Annotated in this window: 14 protein-coding genes; 7 read left to right on the forward strand and 7 right to left on the reverse strand. The window is 60.8% G+C overall.

Features of this window, described 5'->3' with window-relative positions:
- Positions 1-2 precede the first annotated feature (2 nt).
- The 3 genes from fecA to FEE99_RS09155 all read right to left on the reverse strand — a co-directional run bounded on the left by fecA (position 3) and on the right by FEE99_RS09155 (position 3,974).
- Entirely contained in the window at positions 3-2,336 is a 2,334-nt protein-coding gene (gene fecA / locus FEE99_RS09145) for a TonB-dependent Fe(3+) dicitrate receptor FecA (protein WP_041479668.1), read from the reverse strand.
- Between the two features lie 178 nt (positions 2,337-2,514).
- Positions 2,515-3,447 carry a DUF4880 domain-containing protein gene (locus tag FEE99_RS09150; protein ID WP_041479669.1) on the reverse strand — a complete coding sequence of 311 codons (933 nt, stop codon included), beginning with the start codon at positions 3,445-3,447 and terminating at the stop codon, positions 2,515-2,517.
- Complete coding sequence (locus FEE99_RS09155) at positions 3,444-3,974, reverse strand: sigma-70 family RNA polymerase sigma factor (protein ID WP_052392194.1); 531 nt, start codon at positions 3,972-3,974, stop codon at positions 3,444-3,446. The genes FEE99_RS09150 and FEE99_RS09155 overlap by 4 nt, the downstream gene beginning before the upstream one ends.
- Positions 3,975-4,119: 145 nt before the next feature.
- On the opposite strand from FEE99_RS09155, the gene FEE99_RS09160 reads away from it, so the two are divergent.
- From FEE99_RS09160 to FEE99_RS09185, 6 genes are all read left to right on the forward strand, one after another.
- Positions 4,120-4,425 carry a DUF3649 domain-containing protein gene (locus FEE99_RS09160; protein WP_041479671.1) on the forward strand — a complete coding sequence of 102 codons (306 nt, stop codon included), beginning with the start codon at positions 4,120-4,122 and terminating at the stop codon, positions 4,423-4,425.
- On the forward strand, positions 4,422-6,005 hold the full coding sequence (locus FEE99_RS09165) for a PepSY-associated TM helix domain-containing protein (protein ID WP_041479672.1): 1,584 nt from the start codon (positions 4,422-4,424) through the stop codon (positions 6,003-6,005). Before FEE99_RS09160 ends, FEE99_RS09165 begins: the two co-directional genes overlap by 4 nt.
- The gene (locus FEE99_RS09170) at positions 6,005-6,331 is read left to right on the forward strand and encodes a DUF3325 domain-containing protein (protein ID WP_041479673.1); all 327 of its coding nucleotides are present in this window, start codon (positions 6,005-6,007) and stop codon (positions 6,329-6,331) included. Before FEE99_RS09165 ends, FEE99_RS09170 begins: the two co-directional genes overlap by 1 nt.
- A 1-nt stretch (position 6,332) precedes the next feature.
- On the forward strand, positions 6,333-6,899 hold the full coding sequence (locus FEE99_RS09175; protein ID WP_041479674.1) for an RNA polymerase sigma factor: 567 nt from the start codon (positions 6,333-6,335) through the stop codon (positions 6,897-6,899).
- The gene (locus FEE99_RS09180; protein WP_041479675.1) at positions 6,896-7,885 is read left to right on the forward strand and encodes a FecR family protein; all 990 of its coding nucleotides are present in this window, start codon (positions 6,896-6,898) and stop codon (positions 7,883-7,885) included. Before FEE99_RS09175 ends, FEE99_RS09180 begins: the two co-directional genes overlap by 4 nt.
- Positions 7,886-8,079: 194 nt before the next feature.
- A complete protein-coding gene (locus tag FEE99_RS09185) occupies positions 8,080-10,509 on the forward strand; it encodes a TonB-dependent siderophore receptor (protein ID WP_041479676.1) in 2,430 nt (809 codons plus the stop codon).
- 93 nt (positions 10,510-10,602) lie between these two features.
- Here FEE99_RS09185 and FEE99_RS09190 read toward each other — a convergent pair whose 3' ends face one another.
- A complete protein-coding gene (locus FEE99_RS09190; protein ID WP_041479677.1) occupies positions 10,603-11,478 on the reverse strand; it encodes a helix-turn-helix domain-containing protein in 876 nt (291 codons plus the stop codon).
- 140 nt (positions 11,479-11,618) lie between these two features.
- Here FEE99_RS09190 and FEE99_RS09195 point away from each other — a divergent pair, with 140 nt between their 5' ends.
- Positions 11,619-12,521, forward strand: a complete 903-nt coding sequence (locus tag FEE99_RS09195; RefSeq protein WP_041479678.1) for a DMT family transporter — start codon at positions 11,619-11,621, stop codon at positions 12,519-12,521.
- Between the two features lie 18 nt (positions 12,522-12,539).
- On the opposite strand, the gene FEE99_RS09200 is transcribed toward FEE99_RS09195, so the two are convergent.
- From FEE99_RS09200 to FEE99_RS09210, 3 genes are all read right to left on the reverse strand, one after another.
- Positions 12,540-13,049: a DUF2165 domain-containing protein gene (locus tag FEE99_RS09200; RefSeq protein ID WP_041479679.1), complete on the reverse strand. Its 510-nt coding sequence runs from the start codon at positions 13,047-13,049 to the stop codon at positions 12,540-12,542.
- A gap of 140 nt (positions 13,050-13,189) precedes the next feature.
- Positions 13,190-14,164: a 2-hydroxyacid dehydrogenase gene (locus tag FEE99_RS09205; RefSeq protein ID WP_041479680.1), complete on the reverse strand. Its 975-nt coding sequence runs from the start codon at positions 14,162-14,164 to the stop codon at positions 13,190-13,192.
- A gap of 1,685 nt (positions 14,165-15,849) precedes the next feature.
- Complete coding sequence (locus tag FEE99_RS09210; RefSeq protein ID WP_041479475.1) at positions 15,850-16,224, reverse strand: DUF6124 family protein; 375 nt, start codon at positions 16,222-16,224, stop codon at positions 15,850-15,852.
- Positions 16,225-16,374 lie beyond the last annotated feature (150 nt).

Consider the following 16,374-nt stretch of genomic DNA (forward strand, 5'->3'; position numbering starts at 1 on the left):
GTTCAGAACGCCACCGACGTCTGCACATAAACCGTCCGCGGCTCTCCCACGTACTTGCCCTTGTTGTTGTCATCGAACGAGCGTGTGAAGTACTGCGTGTTGAAGATGTTCTTCACGCCCACCGCCACATTCAAATCCGACAGTTGCGGTCCGAAGTCATACCCGGCGCGGCTGCTGAACAGCATGTAACCGGGGATCTTGCCGGTGCTGCCATCGGCGCTTTCTTTCGAGGTGTTGGCGTTGTCGGCAAACTGGTCGCTCTGGAAGCTGCTGTCCAGATTCAGCTTCCATGGCCCTTCGGTATAACCGACGCCAATCGTGCCTTTGTGCTTGGAGGAAAAAGGCACGCGGTTGCCTCTGTTCGGCCCGTCTTCGCGAATGGTCGCATCGACATAGGCATAACTGGCGTAGACATCGAAACCGGCCAGCGCCGGGCTCAAGTCGTCGAGCGCGTAATTGACGCTGGTCTCGATGCCCTGATGGCGGGTTTCGCCGCGAGCGATCACCGAGTCGTTGGTCTGGTTGCTTTCGTACTGGTTGTCGAAGTTGATCAGGAATGCGCCGATTTCCGCGCGCAGAGCACCGTTGTCATAGCGCGTGCCGAGTTCCCAGGTGCGGGCCTTTTCCGGTTTCACCTCGCCGCTGCTCACGCGATTGGGCATCTGGCTGTATTGCACGCTGCCGAACGAGCCTTCGGTGTTGGCGTACAGATTCCAGCTGTCGGTGAGGTGATAGAGCACGTTCAGCGCCGGCAGCGCGGTGTTGTAGTCGCCCTTGTATTTGACGTTGGTCAGGTTGTTGGTCTGCTGCGACTCGATCATCTCGTAGCGCACGCCCGGGGTGATGGTCCATTTGCCGATGTCGATGCGGTCATCGACGAAGAACGCATTGGCCTCGGTGCCACCGCGAGTGTCACGGTCGTTGCGGCTGCTGGTGGTCGGGTATTCGTTGGCGCTGATCGGCGTGCGATAGCGCAGTTCGTGGCCGGCCTCATTGATGTAGCGGTAGCCGACGCCGACTTCGTGGCTGCTCGGACCCAGGTCGAAGCCTTGGGCGAAACGGGTTTCCAGACCACGCACCCAATACTCGCGAGGCGACAGCGAAAGAAACGTGCCCTGATCCAGATAACCGCTGCGCAGGGTTTTGGTGAAGAAGGTGTTGGCGGTGAATTCGCGGCGATCTTGCTGATAGCGATAGCCGAAGTTGAACATCGTGCGGCGCCCCCAGAACTGGTCTTTCGGTCGCGTCGACTGATACGGATCGGCATCGTAATCGGCGACATTGAGACCGCCGGGCATGTCGGCCTTGCCCTCGTAATACTGGGCCATGGCGTTGAAGCTGTTGGCGTCGTCGAGCTGGTACTTGCCCTTGAGGATCAGGTCGTCGATCTCGGTATCGCTGTGTTCACGCCAGTCACCACCACGGGTGCCGGAGTACAGCAAGGCGCCACCGAGGCCGTTGGCGTTGGTGCCGCCGGCCAGCAGATTGGCGCTGGTCTTGAAACCGTCGTGGCTCGACGATGGGCTGGTTTCAGTCTGGAACCCACCCTTGACCGTTGGCTCGTCAGGAATCGCCCGGGTCACGAAGTTGACCACGCCGCCGACGTTCTGCGGGCCGTAACGCACCGCGCCGCCGCCACGCACCACGTCCACGGCATCCATGTTGCCCATGCTGATCGGCGCGAACGAAAGCTGCGGCTGGCCATACGGCGCGAACGGCACCGGGATGCCATCCATCAATACTGTCGAGCGTGCGGCCAGGCGTGGATTCAAACCGCGAATGCCGAAATTCAGTGCCATGTCGTGGCTGCCCGTGCCGTTGTTCTCCGGCGCATTCACACCGGGGATGCGATTGAGTACATCGCGGGCCTGGGTCGCGCCCTGGCGTTCGAATTCTTCGCGGCGGATCACATCACGCGCCCCGGGGTGTTCGAAGACGTTGATCTGCGCTGCATCGCCGAGCCAGTCGCCGACCACGGTCGAAGTGCCCAGCTCCAGCGCCGCGTCAGCCAGCGGTTGCAGGCTGAAGGCATTGTCGCCTTCGGCGCGGGCTTGCAGGCCGGTGCCTTCGAGTAAGGCGTCAAGGCCTTGTTGCGCGGTGTAGTTGCCTTCCAGACCACGGCTCTGCACACCGCTGGTGACTTGCGAACCGAAGGAAATCAGCACGCCTGCTTCACGGCCAAACTGGTTCAGCGCGGTTTCCAGCGACGCCGGGGCGATGTGATAAACCTTGGTCTCGGCGCCCAGCGCAGCGGGCAGGGCGGTGAAACTCAGGCTGGCGCCGAGCAGAAGATTGCGCAGGCTGCGGGCCAGTGGCGTAAGGCGGGTGGGCTGCATGTGGACGATCCTGAGAAGGTGGAATCAAGGGGGCTTTCCTTCTCTGTCACGCCAGATCTGAAAAACGGCTCATTTATTTTTTCAGAATCAAAAGATCGCAGCCTTCGGCAGCTCCTACAGAAAAAATGCATTCCAAATGTAGGAGCTGCCGAAGGCTGCGATCTTTTGATCTTGCTTTCTAAACCCGCGCTTCGACGCTCACCCAATAACGGGTAAAGCGCTTCACTCTGACCGGCAGACTGATCTGCAACAGGTCGAGAATCCGCTCGCTGTCATCCAGTGGATACGTCCCGGAAATCAGCAGATCGGCAACCTGACTGTCGCACCGCAGCTGCCCGCGCCGGTAGCGGCCAAGCTCTTCGAGGAAATCGCCGAGGCGCATATGGGCGGCGACCAGCATGCCGTCGGTCCATGCACCGCTGTTGGCGTCCAGCGGTTTGGGGGCGCTGACCGAGCTGGCAGTAAAACTCAACTGCTGCGCGATCGGCAGCAGCAGGGGCGCGCGCTGGTTGGCGACGAGTTCGACTCGTCCTTCGAACAGGGCGATCTGCGTGCGATCAACAAACTGCCGCACATTGAGGCGCGCACCTTGGGTTTTCAGCACGCCGTGTGCCGTGCGGACTTCAAACGAGTGTGCGGCGCTCAACAGCATTTCGCCCTCAAGCAGACGAATCAACCGCTGCGCACCATCAACATCAACCGAGCTGGCGGTATTGAGCTGTAACGAATCGGCACCGCCCAGGCCGATCTTGCGCCGCTGGCCGATCGGTGTGCGGTAATCGGCGAGCAGCGACGGCAACGGCGTGTGCTCGCGCATGCCCCAGGTCGCCGCTGAGCCGGCACCGAGAATCAGCAACATTTTCAGCGCCTGACGGCGGCTGCCGGACTTCGGTCCGTTCAACGCGGCGTGGGCCAACGGCGACGACACGCCGCGCAAGCGCTGGTTGACCCGTTGCATGTGTTCCCACGCTCGGCGATGTTCGCTGTGCGCATCCAGCCAGTGTTGCCAAGCCTGCTGCTGGCGCGGGGTCAGGGTGCCCTGCTGCATTTCCAGCAACCAGTGCACCGCCTGTTCGGCGACTTGCGCGGAGAAATCCGGCGTGCGATTCACAGGGCGAAATAGCAGCGCATGGCCGCTTTGTTCAAATGGCGTTTGACCGTGGCCACCGAGATGCCCAGTTCTGCGGCGATCTGTGGATAAGTCAGACCATCGACCTGCGCGAGCAGGAAGGCGCGTTTGACCTGGCGCGGCAAACCGTCGAGCAGCTCATCGAGTTCGACCAGTGTCTGCAGGATGATCGCTTTGTGCTCTTCCGACGGCGCGACCATTTCCGGCATCTGCGCCAGTGTCTCGAGGTAGGCGCGTTCCACATCCTGCCGCCGGTAATGGTTGAACAGTACGCGCTTGGCCAGCGTAGTGAGAAAGGCGCGCGGCTCGATGATCACTGGTGGCTCGCGGGCGGTCAGCACTTTGATGAACGTGTCCTGGGCCAGATCCGCCGCACTGTCCGGGCAGCCGAGCTTGCGCCGCAACCAGCCGGTGAGCCAACTGTGATGGGCATGGTAGAGCGATTCGACGGGATGGGCGGGCGGCAACGAAATGACTCCGGACGCAAAACTTGCGTAGAGAACGTGCATTAGAGAACAAGAACGGTTCGCATTGTAGAGGCTGGCGACAGTGTCCGGCAATCAGATGCTTTTGCGTATGAGAATATTTATCATTAATATTGCTCGCCTGTAGATTCGGCTTGTCGGCCGAACGTTTCCGTTTCAGGGTCGAAACATGAAAGGCAAACTCGCCACCCTTCCCATGTCCTATCGTCTGGCCGTCACTTCGCGGGTATTGGCGGCGATTTTCGGCGGCTATCTGGTCGCGGCGCTGGCCAGCGTCACCCTGACGTTGTGGCTGCCGCTGAACCGCGCCGAAGCCGTGGTCACCGGCATGACCGTGTCCTTTCTGGTCTATCTGGTTGCCGTGCTCTGGTGTTTTGCCTGCCGCAGCGCGTGGTCGGCGTGGGTCGGCCTGTTGGTGCCGAGCGTGATTCTCGCCACCGTTTCCGGTGCCGCGCGCGGTCTGGGGCTGGCATGAAGGAAGGGTTCCGGCAGGCGATGGCCTGGCTGCACACCTGGGCCGGGCTGGTGTTCGGCTGGCTGCTGTTCGCGATTTTCCTCACGGGAACGCTTGCTTACTTCAAAGACGAAATCAGCCACTGGATGCAGCCGGAAATTGCTGCGCATTCGCTCGATAGCGAAGCGAGCCTGACGCAGGCGCAAAACTATCTGCAACAACACGCCGCCGGTGCCTCGCGCTGGCTGATCGATCTGCCCGATGCCCGCGATCCCGGTCTGACCGTGCGCTGGCAACAGGCGCCGGGCAAACCCGGCGAGCGCGGCCGCTTCGAATCCCGAACCCTCGACGCCCGGACCGGGGTCGAAGTACAGGGCCGCGAAAGCATGGGCGGCGAGTTCTTTTACCGCTTTCACTTCCAGTTGCAGATGCCTTACCCGTGGGGGCGCTGGCTGGCGACCCTCGCCGCGATGGTGATGTTCGTTGCGTTGATCAGCGGCATCATCACCCACAAGAAAATCTTCAAGGACCTCTTCACTTTCCGCCCGCGCAAGGGCCAGCGTTCCTGGCTCGACGGGCATAACGCCGTGGGTGTGCTGGTGCTGCCGTTTCATTTGATGATCACTTACAGCAGCCTGGTGATTTTCATGTCGATGGTCATGCCGGCGAGCATCGTCGCCTCTTACGGCAGCGACGTGCGCAAGTTCTACGACGAAGTCTTTCCCGCCTCGAAGACGCCCGAGCGCGCTGATATCGCCGCACCGCTGACCGCCATGGCGCCGTTGCTGGCTAAAGCCAGCGAGCAGTGGGCGGGCGGCCACACCGCGCGTCTGTCGGTGAGCAATCCGGGCGATGCCAGCGCTACGGTGGTGCTGTCCCGCGCGGGCGATCGGGTGGTGCATGATTTCGGCCGGGCGGTGACGTTCAATGGCGTCACCGGGCAGCTTCTGAGCAGTACCCCCGATCAACCCATGGCGATGGCGGTGGGTGGCGCGTTCTACGGTTTGCACATGGGCCATTTCGCCGGGCCGCTGTTGCGCTGGCTGTATTTCATCTGCGGGCTGGCCGGCACGGCAATGATCGGCACCGGGCTGGTGATCTGGCTCGGCAAGCGTCAGCTCAAGCACCTAAAAAGCGCGGCGATGCCGTTCGAATTGCGTTTGGTCGAGGTGCTGAATATCGCCAGCATGGCCGGCCTGGTATCGGCGGTGGCGGTGTTCTTTCTGGCCAATCGACTGCTGCCGGTGAGTCTGGCAGGGCGGGCCGATTGGGAAGTGAACGCGTTCTTCATAGTCTGGGGCCTGAGCGTGGTGCACGCGGTGTTGCGTCCGGGGCGCAAGGCCTGGATCGAACAGCTGACGCTCGGCGCCGCGCTGTTTATCGCGGTGCCGCTGATCAATGCGCTGACCACACCGTGGAATCTTGGCGCGACCCTGATGCAGCGCGACTGGGCACTGGCCGGATTTGATCTGACTTGTCTGGCGACGGGGCTTTTTCTCGGCTGGGCTGCGCGCAAGATGCAGCGTACGGGCGAGCGCGTCAGCGTTCGCAAAGCAAGTTCTTCGGCTCGCTCGATCACAGTCGAACAGGGGGCCAACTGATGCTGCTGGCCCTGATGCTCACCTATGCCGGCTTCACCGCGTTGTGCCTGTCGATGCCACGCCATCATGCCGAATTGCTCGGCGCCAAACCGTCGACGCGCCGCCGTCAGGGTCTGGCGTTGGCGGGATGGTTGTTGCTGGCGCTTTCGCTGTGGGCGGCGGTGGCGGCCGGTGGCTGGAGTTTCGGTCTGGTCGACTGGTTTGCAGTGCTGATGCTCAGCGCTTTGGCATTGGTGCTGTTGCTGCCGTATCGCCCGCGTCTGGCCATGGCACTGGCCGGGTTGAGCCTGCTGGCGAGCCCGGTCGCCGCCTGGGCGCAGTGCTGAAGTGCTGATCGGTCTGCCGCCAGAATCGCGTGACGATGAAGCGCGTGGCGCGCGTGCGCATTTTCTTCAGGTGTTTCTGTCACAGCGTGCGCAAATGGAAGCACTGGTGAACCGCCGCGTCGGTTGTCGGGCGACGGCGGCGGATCTGGTCCAGGATCTGTTTTTGCGCTTCTGGCGGCGGCCGCTGGTGCAGGTCGAAGAACTCAGCACCTATCTGCTGCGCTGCGCCGGCAACATCGCCATCGATCATTTACGCAGCGAAGGCACGCGCACGCGGGTCAACGAAGGCTGGCAGCCGGACGAATCCGACAGCTACGGCAGCGAACCCCAGGCTGCCCTCGAAGCCGGCAACGATCTGCGCCATGTCGAAGCCGCGTTGCGCGCCTTGCCCGAACGCACGCGGCAGATCTTTCTGCTCAATCGCATTCACGGGCGCAAGTACGCCGAGATCGCCAAGGCCATGGGCCTGTCCCAAAGTGCCGTGGAAAAACATATGATGCGCGCCCTCGAGGCCTGCAAGGCCAGCCTGCGCGACCCCGCGCCACGCCTGCCAGGGAAAGCACCGTGAAGCCATCAAACCCGATCACGCCGACACCGGCCCAGGAACAGGCCGCGCTGGCCTGGCTGAGCCTGTTGCACGATCGTCCGAGCACTGCCGATCAACTGACCTTCAGCCAATGGCTGCGCGCCGATCCGGCCCATGCCGAAGCGTACGCGCAGGCGCAGGTGATCTGGGAACTCAGCGAAAGCCCCGCGCGCACGCTGGCCGAGGAAGATACGCTTGCGCTGCAAGGTTATCTGCAGGCGATGGACGCCCCGCGTCGTTCGCCGATGTTGCGTTGGTCTGGAGCGCTGGCGCTGGCCGCGTGTCTGCTGTTGATGGTCAGCCTCGGCACGGGGTGGCAGGCGCAGCGCTGGCTCGACGATCTGCGCGCTGATCATGTCTCGGCACCGGGGGAAATTCGCACGGTGACACTGGCCGATCAGTCGCAAGTGACACTGGATGCCGACAGTGCGATTGCTGTGGATTTCAGTCATGGCCAGCGCCGCGTGAAATTGATCAGAGGTGCTGCTTTCTTCAGCGTCACCCACACCGGCGACCCTTTTGTGGTGGCGGCGGAGCAGGGCGAAGCGCGGGTGCTCGGCACCCAGTTCGAAGTACGTCGGCAACCTCACGGCGCACAAGTGACGGTGTTGTCCGGGCGTGTCGCGGTGACGGCAGACGAGCATGGCCAACAGCAGATTCTTACGGCCGGTCAGCAAGTTGCCTACGCCGACGGCACTGCGGAAAAACTGCATGGTGTGGACAGTGAAGCGCAACTGGCCTGGCGTCAGGGTTGGCTGACTTACTACAAGACCACGCTGGCCGATGTCGTCGAGGATCTGCGCCGCTATTACCCGGGGCGGATTGTGCTGCTCAACGATGAGCTGGCGGCGCGCAAGGTCAGCGGCAGTTTCCCGAGCAAGGATCCGCAAGCGGTGCTCAATTCGCTGCAAGGGGTACTGGGATTTGAGCAGCATCGGGTGATGGGACAGTTGATCATTCTGCGTTGAGGCAGCAAAAGATCGCAGCCTTCGGCAGCTCCACATTGGAATGCGTTCCCCTGTAGGAGCTGCCGAAGGCTGCGATCTTTTGATCTTCAAAATTATTTTCGATTTGTGGTGAGGTAACCCCGAGCCCCATCCGTGTAGTGACTGAAACTGCGAGCCATTCGCATCCGTTGCGGTTCTACACAGGTCATTGAGCAATGAAGTCCAGGGCAAAATCCGGTTCGGTCAAACAGTGGTTAAGCGTGTCGGCGTTGAGTTTTTCATCATTGGCATTGCTGCCGATGAGTATGGCGCTGGCGGCAGAAGCGGTGAGCAATCAGGCGCAACAGCAATTCAATTTTGCCCTCGCCGCGAAACCGTTGCCGCAAGCCCTGAGCGACTTCAGCCGCGTGACTGGGCAGAGCGTGGTCTACACCGACGAAGCGCCGTACGGCCTCAATGCTCCGGCGGTCAACGGCCAGATGAGCGCCGAACAGGCACTGCAACGTCTGCTCGGCAATTCCGGCCTGAGCTTTCGCCGCACCGACAGTCATACCCTGGCGCTGGAGCCGATGCCGACCGAAGGGGCGCTCAATCTCGGCGCCACCACCATCACGTCCACGCGCGACGAATCGATGAGCTATCAGCCGCCGGAAACCAGTTCGGTGATGCGCTCATCGGCGTCGCTGCAAGAAATTCCACAGACGGTCAATGTCATCCCGGCGCAGGTCATTCGCGATCAGGCGCCGCGCAATCTCGATGACGCGCTGGCCAATGTCAGCGGCATCACCCAGGGCAACACCTTGGGCAGTACGCAGGATTCGGTGATGACTCGCGGTTTCGGCGACAACCGCAACGGCTCGATCATGCGCGACGGCATGCCGCTGGTGCAGGGCCGTGGCATGAACGCGACCGTGGATCGCGTCGAAGTGCTCAAAGGCCCGGCCTCGTTGCTCTATGGGATTCAGGACCCGGGTGGCGTGGTCAATCTGGTCAGCAAGAAGCCGGAACTGACCCAGTACAATGCCGTGACCGTGCGCGGTTCAAGCTACGGTGACGGCAAGAATGGCAGCGGTGGCGCCTTTGACAGCACCGGTGCGCTGGGCGACTCCGGCTTCGCCTATCGCATGGTCGTCGATCATGAAGACGAAGATTACTGGCGCAACTTCGGCACCCACCGCGAGACGCTGATCGCACCGTCGCTGGCCTGGTACGGCGAGCGCACCAAGCTGTTGTTCGCCTACGAGCACCGCGAGTTTCTCACCCCCTTCGACCGTGGCACGCTGATCGATCCGCGCACCAACCATCCGCTGGATATCTCGCGCAAGCAGCGTCTCGATGAGCCGTTCAACGACATGGAAGGGCGCTCGGATCTGTACCATTTCGAAGCCGACCACGAACTCAACGACGACTGGAAAGCCCACTTCGGCTACAGCTGGAACCGCGAAACCTACGACGCCAGCCAAGTGCGCGTGACGGCGATCGACACCAACAAAGGCACACTGACCCGCAGCATGGACGGCACCCAGAATGCGATCAGCACCGATCGTTTCACCACCGCCAGCCTCGAAGGCAAAGTGAATGTGCTGGGCATGCAGCATGATCTGGTGTTCGGCGTCGACGACGAGTACCGCAAGATCTACCGCGAAGATCTGATCCGGCAGAAAAGCCTGACCACCTTCAGCTATCTCAACCCGGTGTATGGTCGCGAAGTGATGGGCACTACGGTGAGTGCGCCCGACAGTGCGCAGACCGATAAGCTGCGCAGCGATTCGCTGTTCCTGCAGGATTCGATTCACCTCAACGAGCAGTGGATTCTGGTCGCCGGCGGCCGTTTTCAGGAGTACGACCAGTACGCCGGCAAAGGCGTGCAGTTCAAGGCCAATACCGACAGCAATGGGCAGAAGTGGGTACCGCGCGCAGGGCTGGTGTATCGCTACACCGACGCGCTGTCGTTCTACGGCAGCTACACCGAATCGTTCAAACCCAACTCGACCATCGCCCCGCTGAGCGGCAGCAGCACCGTGCTCGACGGCAGCATCGCGCCGGAAGAAGCCAAGTCGTGGGAGCTGGGTGCGCGGCTGGATATGCCGGGCAGCATCACCGGCAATATCGCGTTGTTCGACATCAAGAAACGCAACGTGCTGGTGGCCAACTCCGAAGGTCCGACGACGATCTACAGCGCCGCTGGCGAGGTGCGTTCCCGTGGGTTGGAAATCGACCTGAGCGGGCAACTCAGCGAGCGCTGGAACCTGATCGGCAGCTATGCCTACACCGATGCCGAAGTCACCGAAGACCCGGAATACAAAGGCAAGCGCCTGCAAAACGTAGCGAAGAATTCCGGCTCGCTGTCGGCGGTGTATGACTTCGGAAATGTGTTTGGCGGCGACCAACTGCGTGTCGGGGCGGGGGCGCGATATGTCGGCGAGCGTGCCGGCAACGCGGTGAATGATTTTGACCTGCCGAGCTATACCGTGGCGGATGCGTTTGCCACTTACGACACCACGGTTGAGGGGCAGAAGGTCAAGTTTCAGTTGAACGTGAAGAATCTGTTTGATCGCACTTATTACACCTCTTCGGCGAGCCGCTTCTTTGTGTCGATGGGGGATTCGCGGCAGGTTTCCTTGTCGAGCACTCTGGAATTTTGAGTCAACGTCAAAAGATCGCAGCCTTCGGCAGCTTCTACAGGGGTAACGCATTCCAAATGTAGGAGCTGCCGAAGGCTGCGATCTTTTGACCTTCTACCGCAAAAACGCCTGCCGATACTCGCCCGGCGTCCCACCCAAAACCTGCCTGAACCGATTAGTAAAATGGCTCGCACTGGCAAACCCGCACGCCAGCGCAATCTCCCCCAATGGCAGCGCCGTGCCGCGCAACAATTCCCGCGCCCGGCTCAAGCGCCGCGCCAGCACATATTGATGCGGCGGCAGGCCGAAGCTCAGGCGAAACATCCGCGCGAAGTGATATTCCGACAGCGCACACAACCCGGCCAGTTGCCCGAGGCTGATCGGCTCAGCCAATTGGTTGTCGATGAACTCCACCAGTTGTCGGCGCTGATGCGGTGCCAGCCCGCCCTTCAAGCGCAAGCCCTGTCGCGCACCCACCTGGCTGAGCAGCGTGTGGCTGATCAATTCATGGGCGAGGCTGCTGGTCAGCAAGCGCTCGGCCGGCTCTTGCCAGTTCAGGTTCAGCAACTGCCGAAAGCGCTGCGCCTGCTGCGGATCTTCAAGAAAAGTCTGTTCGCGTAACTGCATCTCGCGCGGTTCGCGATCGAGCAAAGTGACGCAACCGAGGGCGAATTGTTCGGCGCTGAAATACAGGTGCGCCAGACGAATATCGCCATTGATCACCCAGCCCGATTCATGCTCGGCCGGCAGGATGCACAGCTTGTCCGGCCCGCCCTTGCGGCCCGGCTGGCCACGACGGAATGTGCCGGTGCCGCCGGCGACGTAGCACGAAAGCGTGTGATGACTTGGCGCTTCGTATTCCTGGGCATCGTGGTGGTTGGTCCACAAAGCCGCAGACATGCCGTCACCGAGCTCGGCGCTGTGCACAAGGCGTGCATTCGGCGAGCGGTTGAGGGCTTGAAAGACTTGCAGGGTGTCGATTGCGGCCATGTTCGGTTCTCTCCAACGCTTTGCATCCTACTCCGTAGACGCCGCGCTGCCAGCCTGCCGCCAGACAAAAGCGCAAGAATGTGCAAGCGCCGAAGGCTGCCCGAGGCAGACACTCAAGGCCTGTTTAAGGAGTGTTGGCCATGAACCTGTCGTTGTACCTGCTGACCGTACTGATCTGGGGCACCACCTGGATTGCCTTGAAATGGCAATTGGGCGTGGTCGAAATTCCGTTGTCGATTGTCTATCGCTTCGGCCTGGCTGCGCTGGTGTTGTTTGCCCTCTTGCTGCTCAGCCGGCGTCTGCAACCGATGAACCGCCGTGGGCATTTGATTTGTGTGGCTCAAGGGTTATGTCTGTTCTGCGTGAACTTCATGTGTTTTCTGACCGCCAGTCAGTGGATTCCCAGCGGTCTGGTGGCTGTGGTGTTTTCTACGGCGACGTTGTGGAACGCGCTGAATGCGCGGGTGTTTTTCGGCCAGCGCATTGCGCGCAATGTGTTGATGGGCGGTGCGCTGGGGCTGTTCGGTCTGGGGCTGTTGTTCTGGCCGGAACTGGCCGGGCATCAGGCCAGTCCGCAAACCATGCTCGGCCTTGGATTGGCGTTATGCGGCACCTTGTGTTTTTCCGCCGGCAATATGCTCTCGAGTCTGCAACAGAAAGCGGGATTGCGACCGCTGACCACCAACGCCTGGGGCATGGCCTACGGCGCGGCGATGCTGACGGTGTGGTGTCTGTTCAACGGCATCCCCTTCACCATGGACTGGTCGCCGCGATATGTCGGTGCGCTGTTGTATCTAGTGATTCCCGGCTCGGTGATCGGCTTCACCGCGTACCTGACGCTGGTCGGGCGCATGGGCCCGGAGCGGGCGGCTTACTGCACGGTGCTGTTCCCGGTGGTGGCGTTGAACGTGTCGGCGTTTGCCGAAGGTTATCAATGGACCGCGCCAGCGCTGGTCGGGCTGGTGTTGGTAATGTTGGGCAACGTGCTGGTGTTTCGTAAACCGAAAGTGCTGTTGTCTGCAGGTCAAGGGAAGTTGGCTTGATAAAGCGAGCGCTGATACTCAGCGCTCAACTTTCAAAGTGATGTAGATCATTACCGGGAAGATGAAGTCGACAATATGTCGCGCCCAGTCCTTGGCATTCCAGGATTGCGAAGTGTCCATGTCGAACCATTCGACACCTACAGTTTGCAGACACACGTAATAAATGAAGATGGCAACCAATATGCCCATGATCGAAAATTTCTTGGCTTCATGAAATGCCGCTGGCGAGGCATCGATGTAGCGATACAACTGGTAAGTACCGATCAGGCAGAGCACGGTATAGGTGACTTCCATAGTGATGATGAACCAGTAGATCCGGTGATGGATCATCGGCGAATCGATCGCGCGGTACATGATGTTTTCGCTGGCGTTGGTGGTGTCCATGCTCAGGATATGTGCAACGTAAGTGTAGTTGGACTCATAGTCAGTGAAGTTATGGATCATCACCAGCAGGCCAAAGAAACTTATATAAGCCATCAAGATGACTTTGCTGAAACGAATGAGTTTGTCGGTGGTCAGGGTGTTCACGGGGTTGGCTCTCCATGGCAATTAATCAATAAGTTGATAAGTTGCGAGAGCTTATATTGCTGTTACTTGGTCTGGCGTTTTTGTTCGGTTGCAAGTTATGTAAGGTGAAGGCCGGCGTAATATTGCGCCGGCCCTTTTTTTCAGCCGCGCCAGACTTGCGGGTTGACCAGATCCTGCGGCCGTTCGCCGAGCAGGGCGCTGCGCAGGTTGGCCAGGGCGCGGTTGGCCATGGCTTCGCGGGTCTCGGTGGTGGCCGAGCCGATGTGCGGCAGGGTCACGGCGTTTTTCAACTGGAACAGCGGCGATTCGGCCAGCGGTTCTTTCTCGTAGACGTCCAGGCCGGCGCCACGGATGCGGTTGTTTTGCAGGGCTTCTATCAGTGCCGGCTCGTCGACCACGGGGCCGCGCGAGATGTTGACCAGGATAGCGCTCGGCTTCATCAGCGCCAGTTCGCGATGGCTGATCAGGTGGCGGGTCTTGTCGCTCAACGGCACTACCAGGCAGACGAAATCGGCTTCGGCCAGCAGTTCATCCAAGCTGCGGAACTGCGCGCCGAGTTCCTCTTCCAGTTCGGTCTTGCGGCTGTTGCCGCTGTAGATGATCGGCATGTTGAAGCCGAAGCGCCCGCGCCGGGCGACAGCGGCGCCGATGTTGCCCATGCCGACGATACCGAGGGTCTTGCCGTGCACATCAGTGCCGAACAGCGGGGCGCCGACGCTGGCCTGCCATAGCCCGGCCTTGGTCCAGGCGTCGAGTTCGGCGACGCGGCGGGCGCTGCTCATGATCAGGGCGAAGGCGAGGTCGGCGGTGCTTTCGGTGAGCACGTCGGGGGTGTTGGTGAGCATGATCCCGCGTTCGTTGAAGTAGTCGAGGTCGTAGTTGTCGTAGCCGACCGAGACGCTCGAGACCACTTCGAGTTTTGTTGCGCTTTGGAGTTGTGCGCGGCCGAGTTTGCGGCCGACGCCGATGAGGCCGTGGGCGTGGGGCAGGGCTTCGTTGAACTGGGCGTTGATGTCACCGGTCTTGGGGTTGGGGACGATGACGTCGAATTCTTCTTGCAGGCGTTCGATCATGGGCGGGGTGATGCGGCTGAAGGCCAGGACTGTTTTTTTCATTGGGCTTGGGCTCGTCGGGGCTTGATTGCAAGCACGCTAACATTTTCTCGCTCGGGTTGTCTTGGCGGCCTCTGGGCCGACCAGGTTCTTGGGGTTTTGGGTGAATATCCGTTTCTTCGGGTGTTGCTGATTACGGTTCCGCCCTTACGGCGGGTCACCTTTTTCAAACGCCAAAAAGGTAACCCAAAAGGCTTGCTCCTGCGTTCGGCCCTCGCAGGCTCGGGTTCCTTCGCTGCGGGATCGATCCGGGCGCAGCGGCTCCGGTTTGCTTCGCTGCACCTACACTCGCTGTGTACGACTGCGTCGTACGGTCGCTGCGCTCCCACGCCCGGATCAATCCCTCCGCTCAGCCTTCCGACGTCGCCGGTGGATCAAGATCAAAAGCACTCGAGCTTGCGCTCATTGTTGAGTGGGGCGGCTTCGCCGCGGGCAGCTGCGCTGCTTTGCTTTTGCTTTTGTAGGAGTGAGCCTGCTCGCGATGGCGGCCTGACAGCCGACCTGTTTCTCGCTGATGTACTCGATTCAAACTGTGGGAGCTGGCTTGCCAGCGAAGGCGGCCTGACAGCCGACTCATATCTCGCTGATGTACACGATCCAGAATTGTGGGAGCGAGCCTGCTCGCGAAGGCGTCTCCACTGCCAACCCATCTCTGCCAGGTTCACCCCGTCCCTGTGGGAGCTGGCTTGCCAGCGAAGGCGGCCTGACAGCCGACTCATATCTTGCTGATGTATACGATCCAGAATTGTGGGAGCGAGCCTGCTCGCGAAGGCGTCTCCACTGCCAACCCATCTCTGCCAGATTCACCCCGTCCCTGTGGGAGCTGGCTTGCCAGCGAAGGCGGCCTGACAGCCGACTCATATCTTGCTGATGTATAAGATCCAGAATTGTGGGAGCGAGCCTGCTCGCGAAGGCGTCTCCACTGCCAACCCATCTCTGCCAGATTCACCCCGTCCCTGTGGGAGCTGGCTTGCCAGCGAAGGCGGCCTGACAGCCGACTCATATCTTGCTGACGTATACGATCCAGAATTGTGGGAGCGAGCCTGCTCGCGAAAGCGTCTCCACTGCCAACCCATCTCTGCCAGATTCACCCCGTCCCTGTGGGAGCTGGCTTGCCAGCGAAGGCGGCCTGACAGCCGACTCATATCTCGCTGATGTACACGATCCAGAATGTGGGAGCGAGCCTGCTCGCGAAAGCGTCTCCACTGCCAACCCATCTCTGCCAGATTCACCCCGTCCCTGTGGGAGCTGGCTTGCCAGCGAAGGCGGCCTGACAGCCGACTCATATCTCGCTGATGTACACGATCCAGAATGTGGGAGCGAGCCTGCTCGCGAAAGCGTCTCCACAGCCAACCTCTCTCTGCCAGATTCACCCTGTCCCTGTGGGAGCTGGCTTGCCAGCGAAGGCGGCCTGACAGCCGACTCATATCTTGCTGACGTATACGATCCAGAATTGTGGGAGCGAGCCTGCTCGCGAAGGCGTCTCCACTGTCAACCCATCTCTGCCAGATTCACTCCGTCCCTGTGGGAGCTGGCTTGCCAGCGAAGGCGGCCTGACAGCCGACTCATATCTCGCTGATGTACACGATTCAAACTTTGGGAGCGAGCCTGCTCGCGAAAGCGGTTTAACTGACACCTCGAATGTTGAATGTGCCGAAGCCCTCGCGGTCGGGCTCGCTCCCCGGAGGTCAGCTGCGTGACGGGAGCTGATGGATTTCGTAGTTATCCAGCACCCGGTTCACCGCCAGTTCCGCCAGCATGATCACCTGCTGGATGGCCAGTATGGTGTGCCGTTGTGGGCTGTCGACGTGGGCGGCGATGTCGCTGCTCATGATGCTGGCCGAGGCGAGGGATTCGCAGGCGTGGGCCAGCAGGCTTTCGTTGTCCTGGTCCGGGGCGACCTGGAACATGGTGCTGGGTTTGTGGTTTTGCTGCGCGCTGGCGGACGGTTTGAGGGAGTGATCCAGCGCACGCTCGGCGGCGTCGTGGAGTTTCGTTGAGTCGGGGGATTGGTAGGGTGAGGTGCTTGCGGATTCGGGGGGATTGGGTGTGGGTTTGAACATGGCAAAGATCCTTTTGGATTTATGGAGCTGCCATTTTTCGTTTTCCAGGCGAAAGGGGTGGCAGCTGTACGCGGACTGGAAAAACCGGCAAAGGATCAAACCCGGCAGACCCGAAGGTCTCCCACGTACAGCCGCCATAACTGAATACCG

Source organism: Pseudomonas sp. ef1, assembly GCF_007293365.2.
Lineage (GTDB): Bacteria > Pseudomonadota > Gammaproteobacteria > Pseudomonadales > Pseudomonadaceae > Aquipseudomonas > Aquipseudomonas siliginis.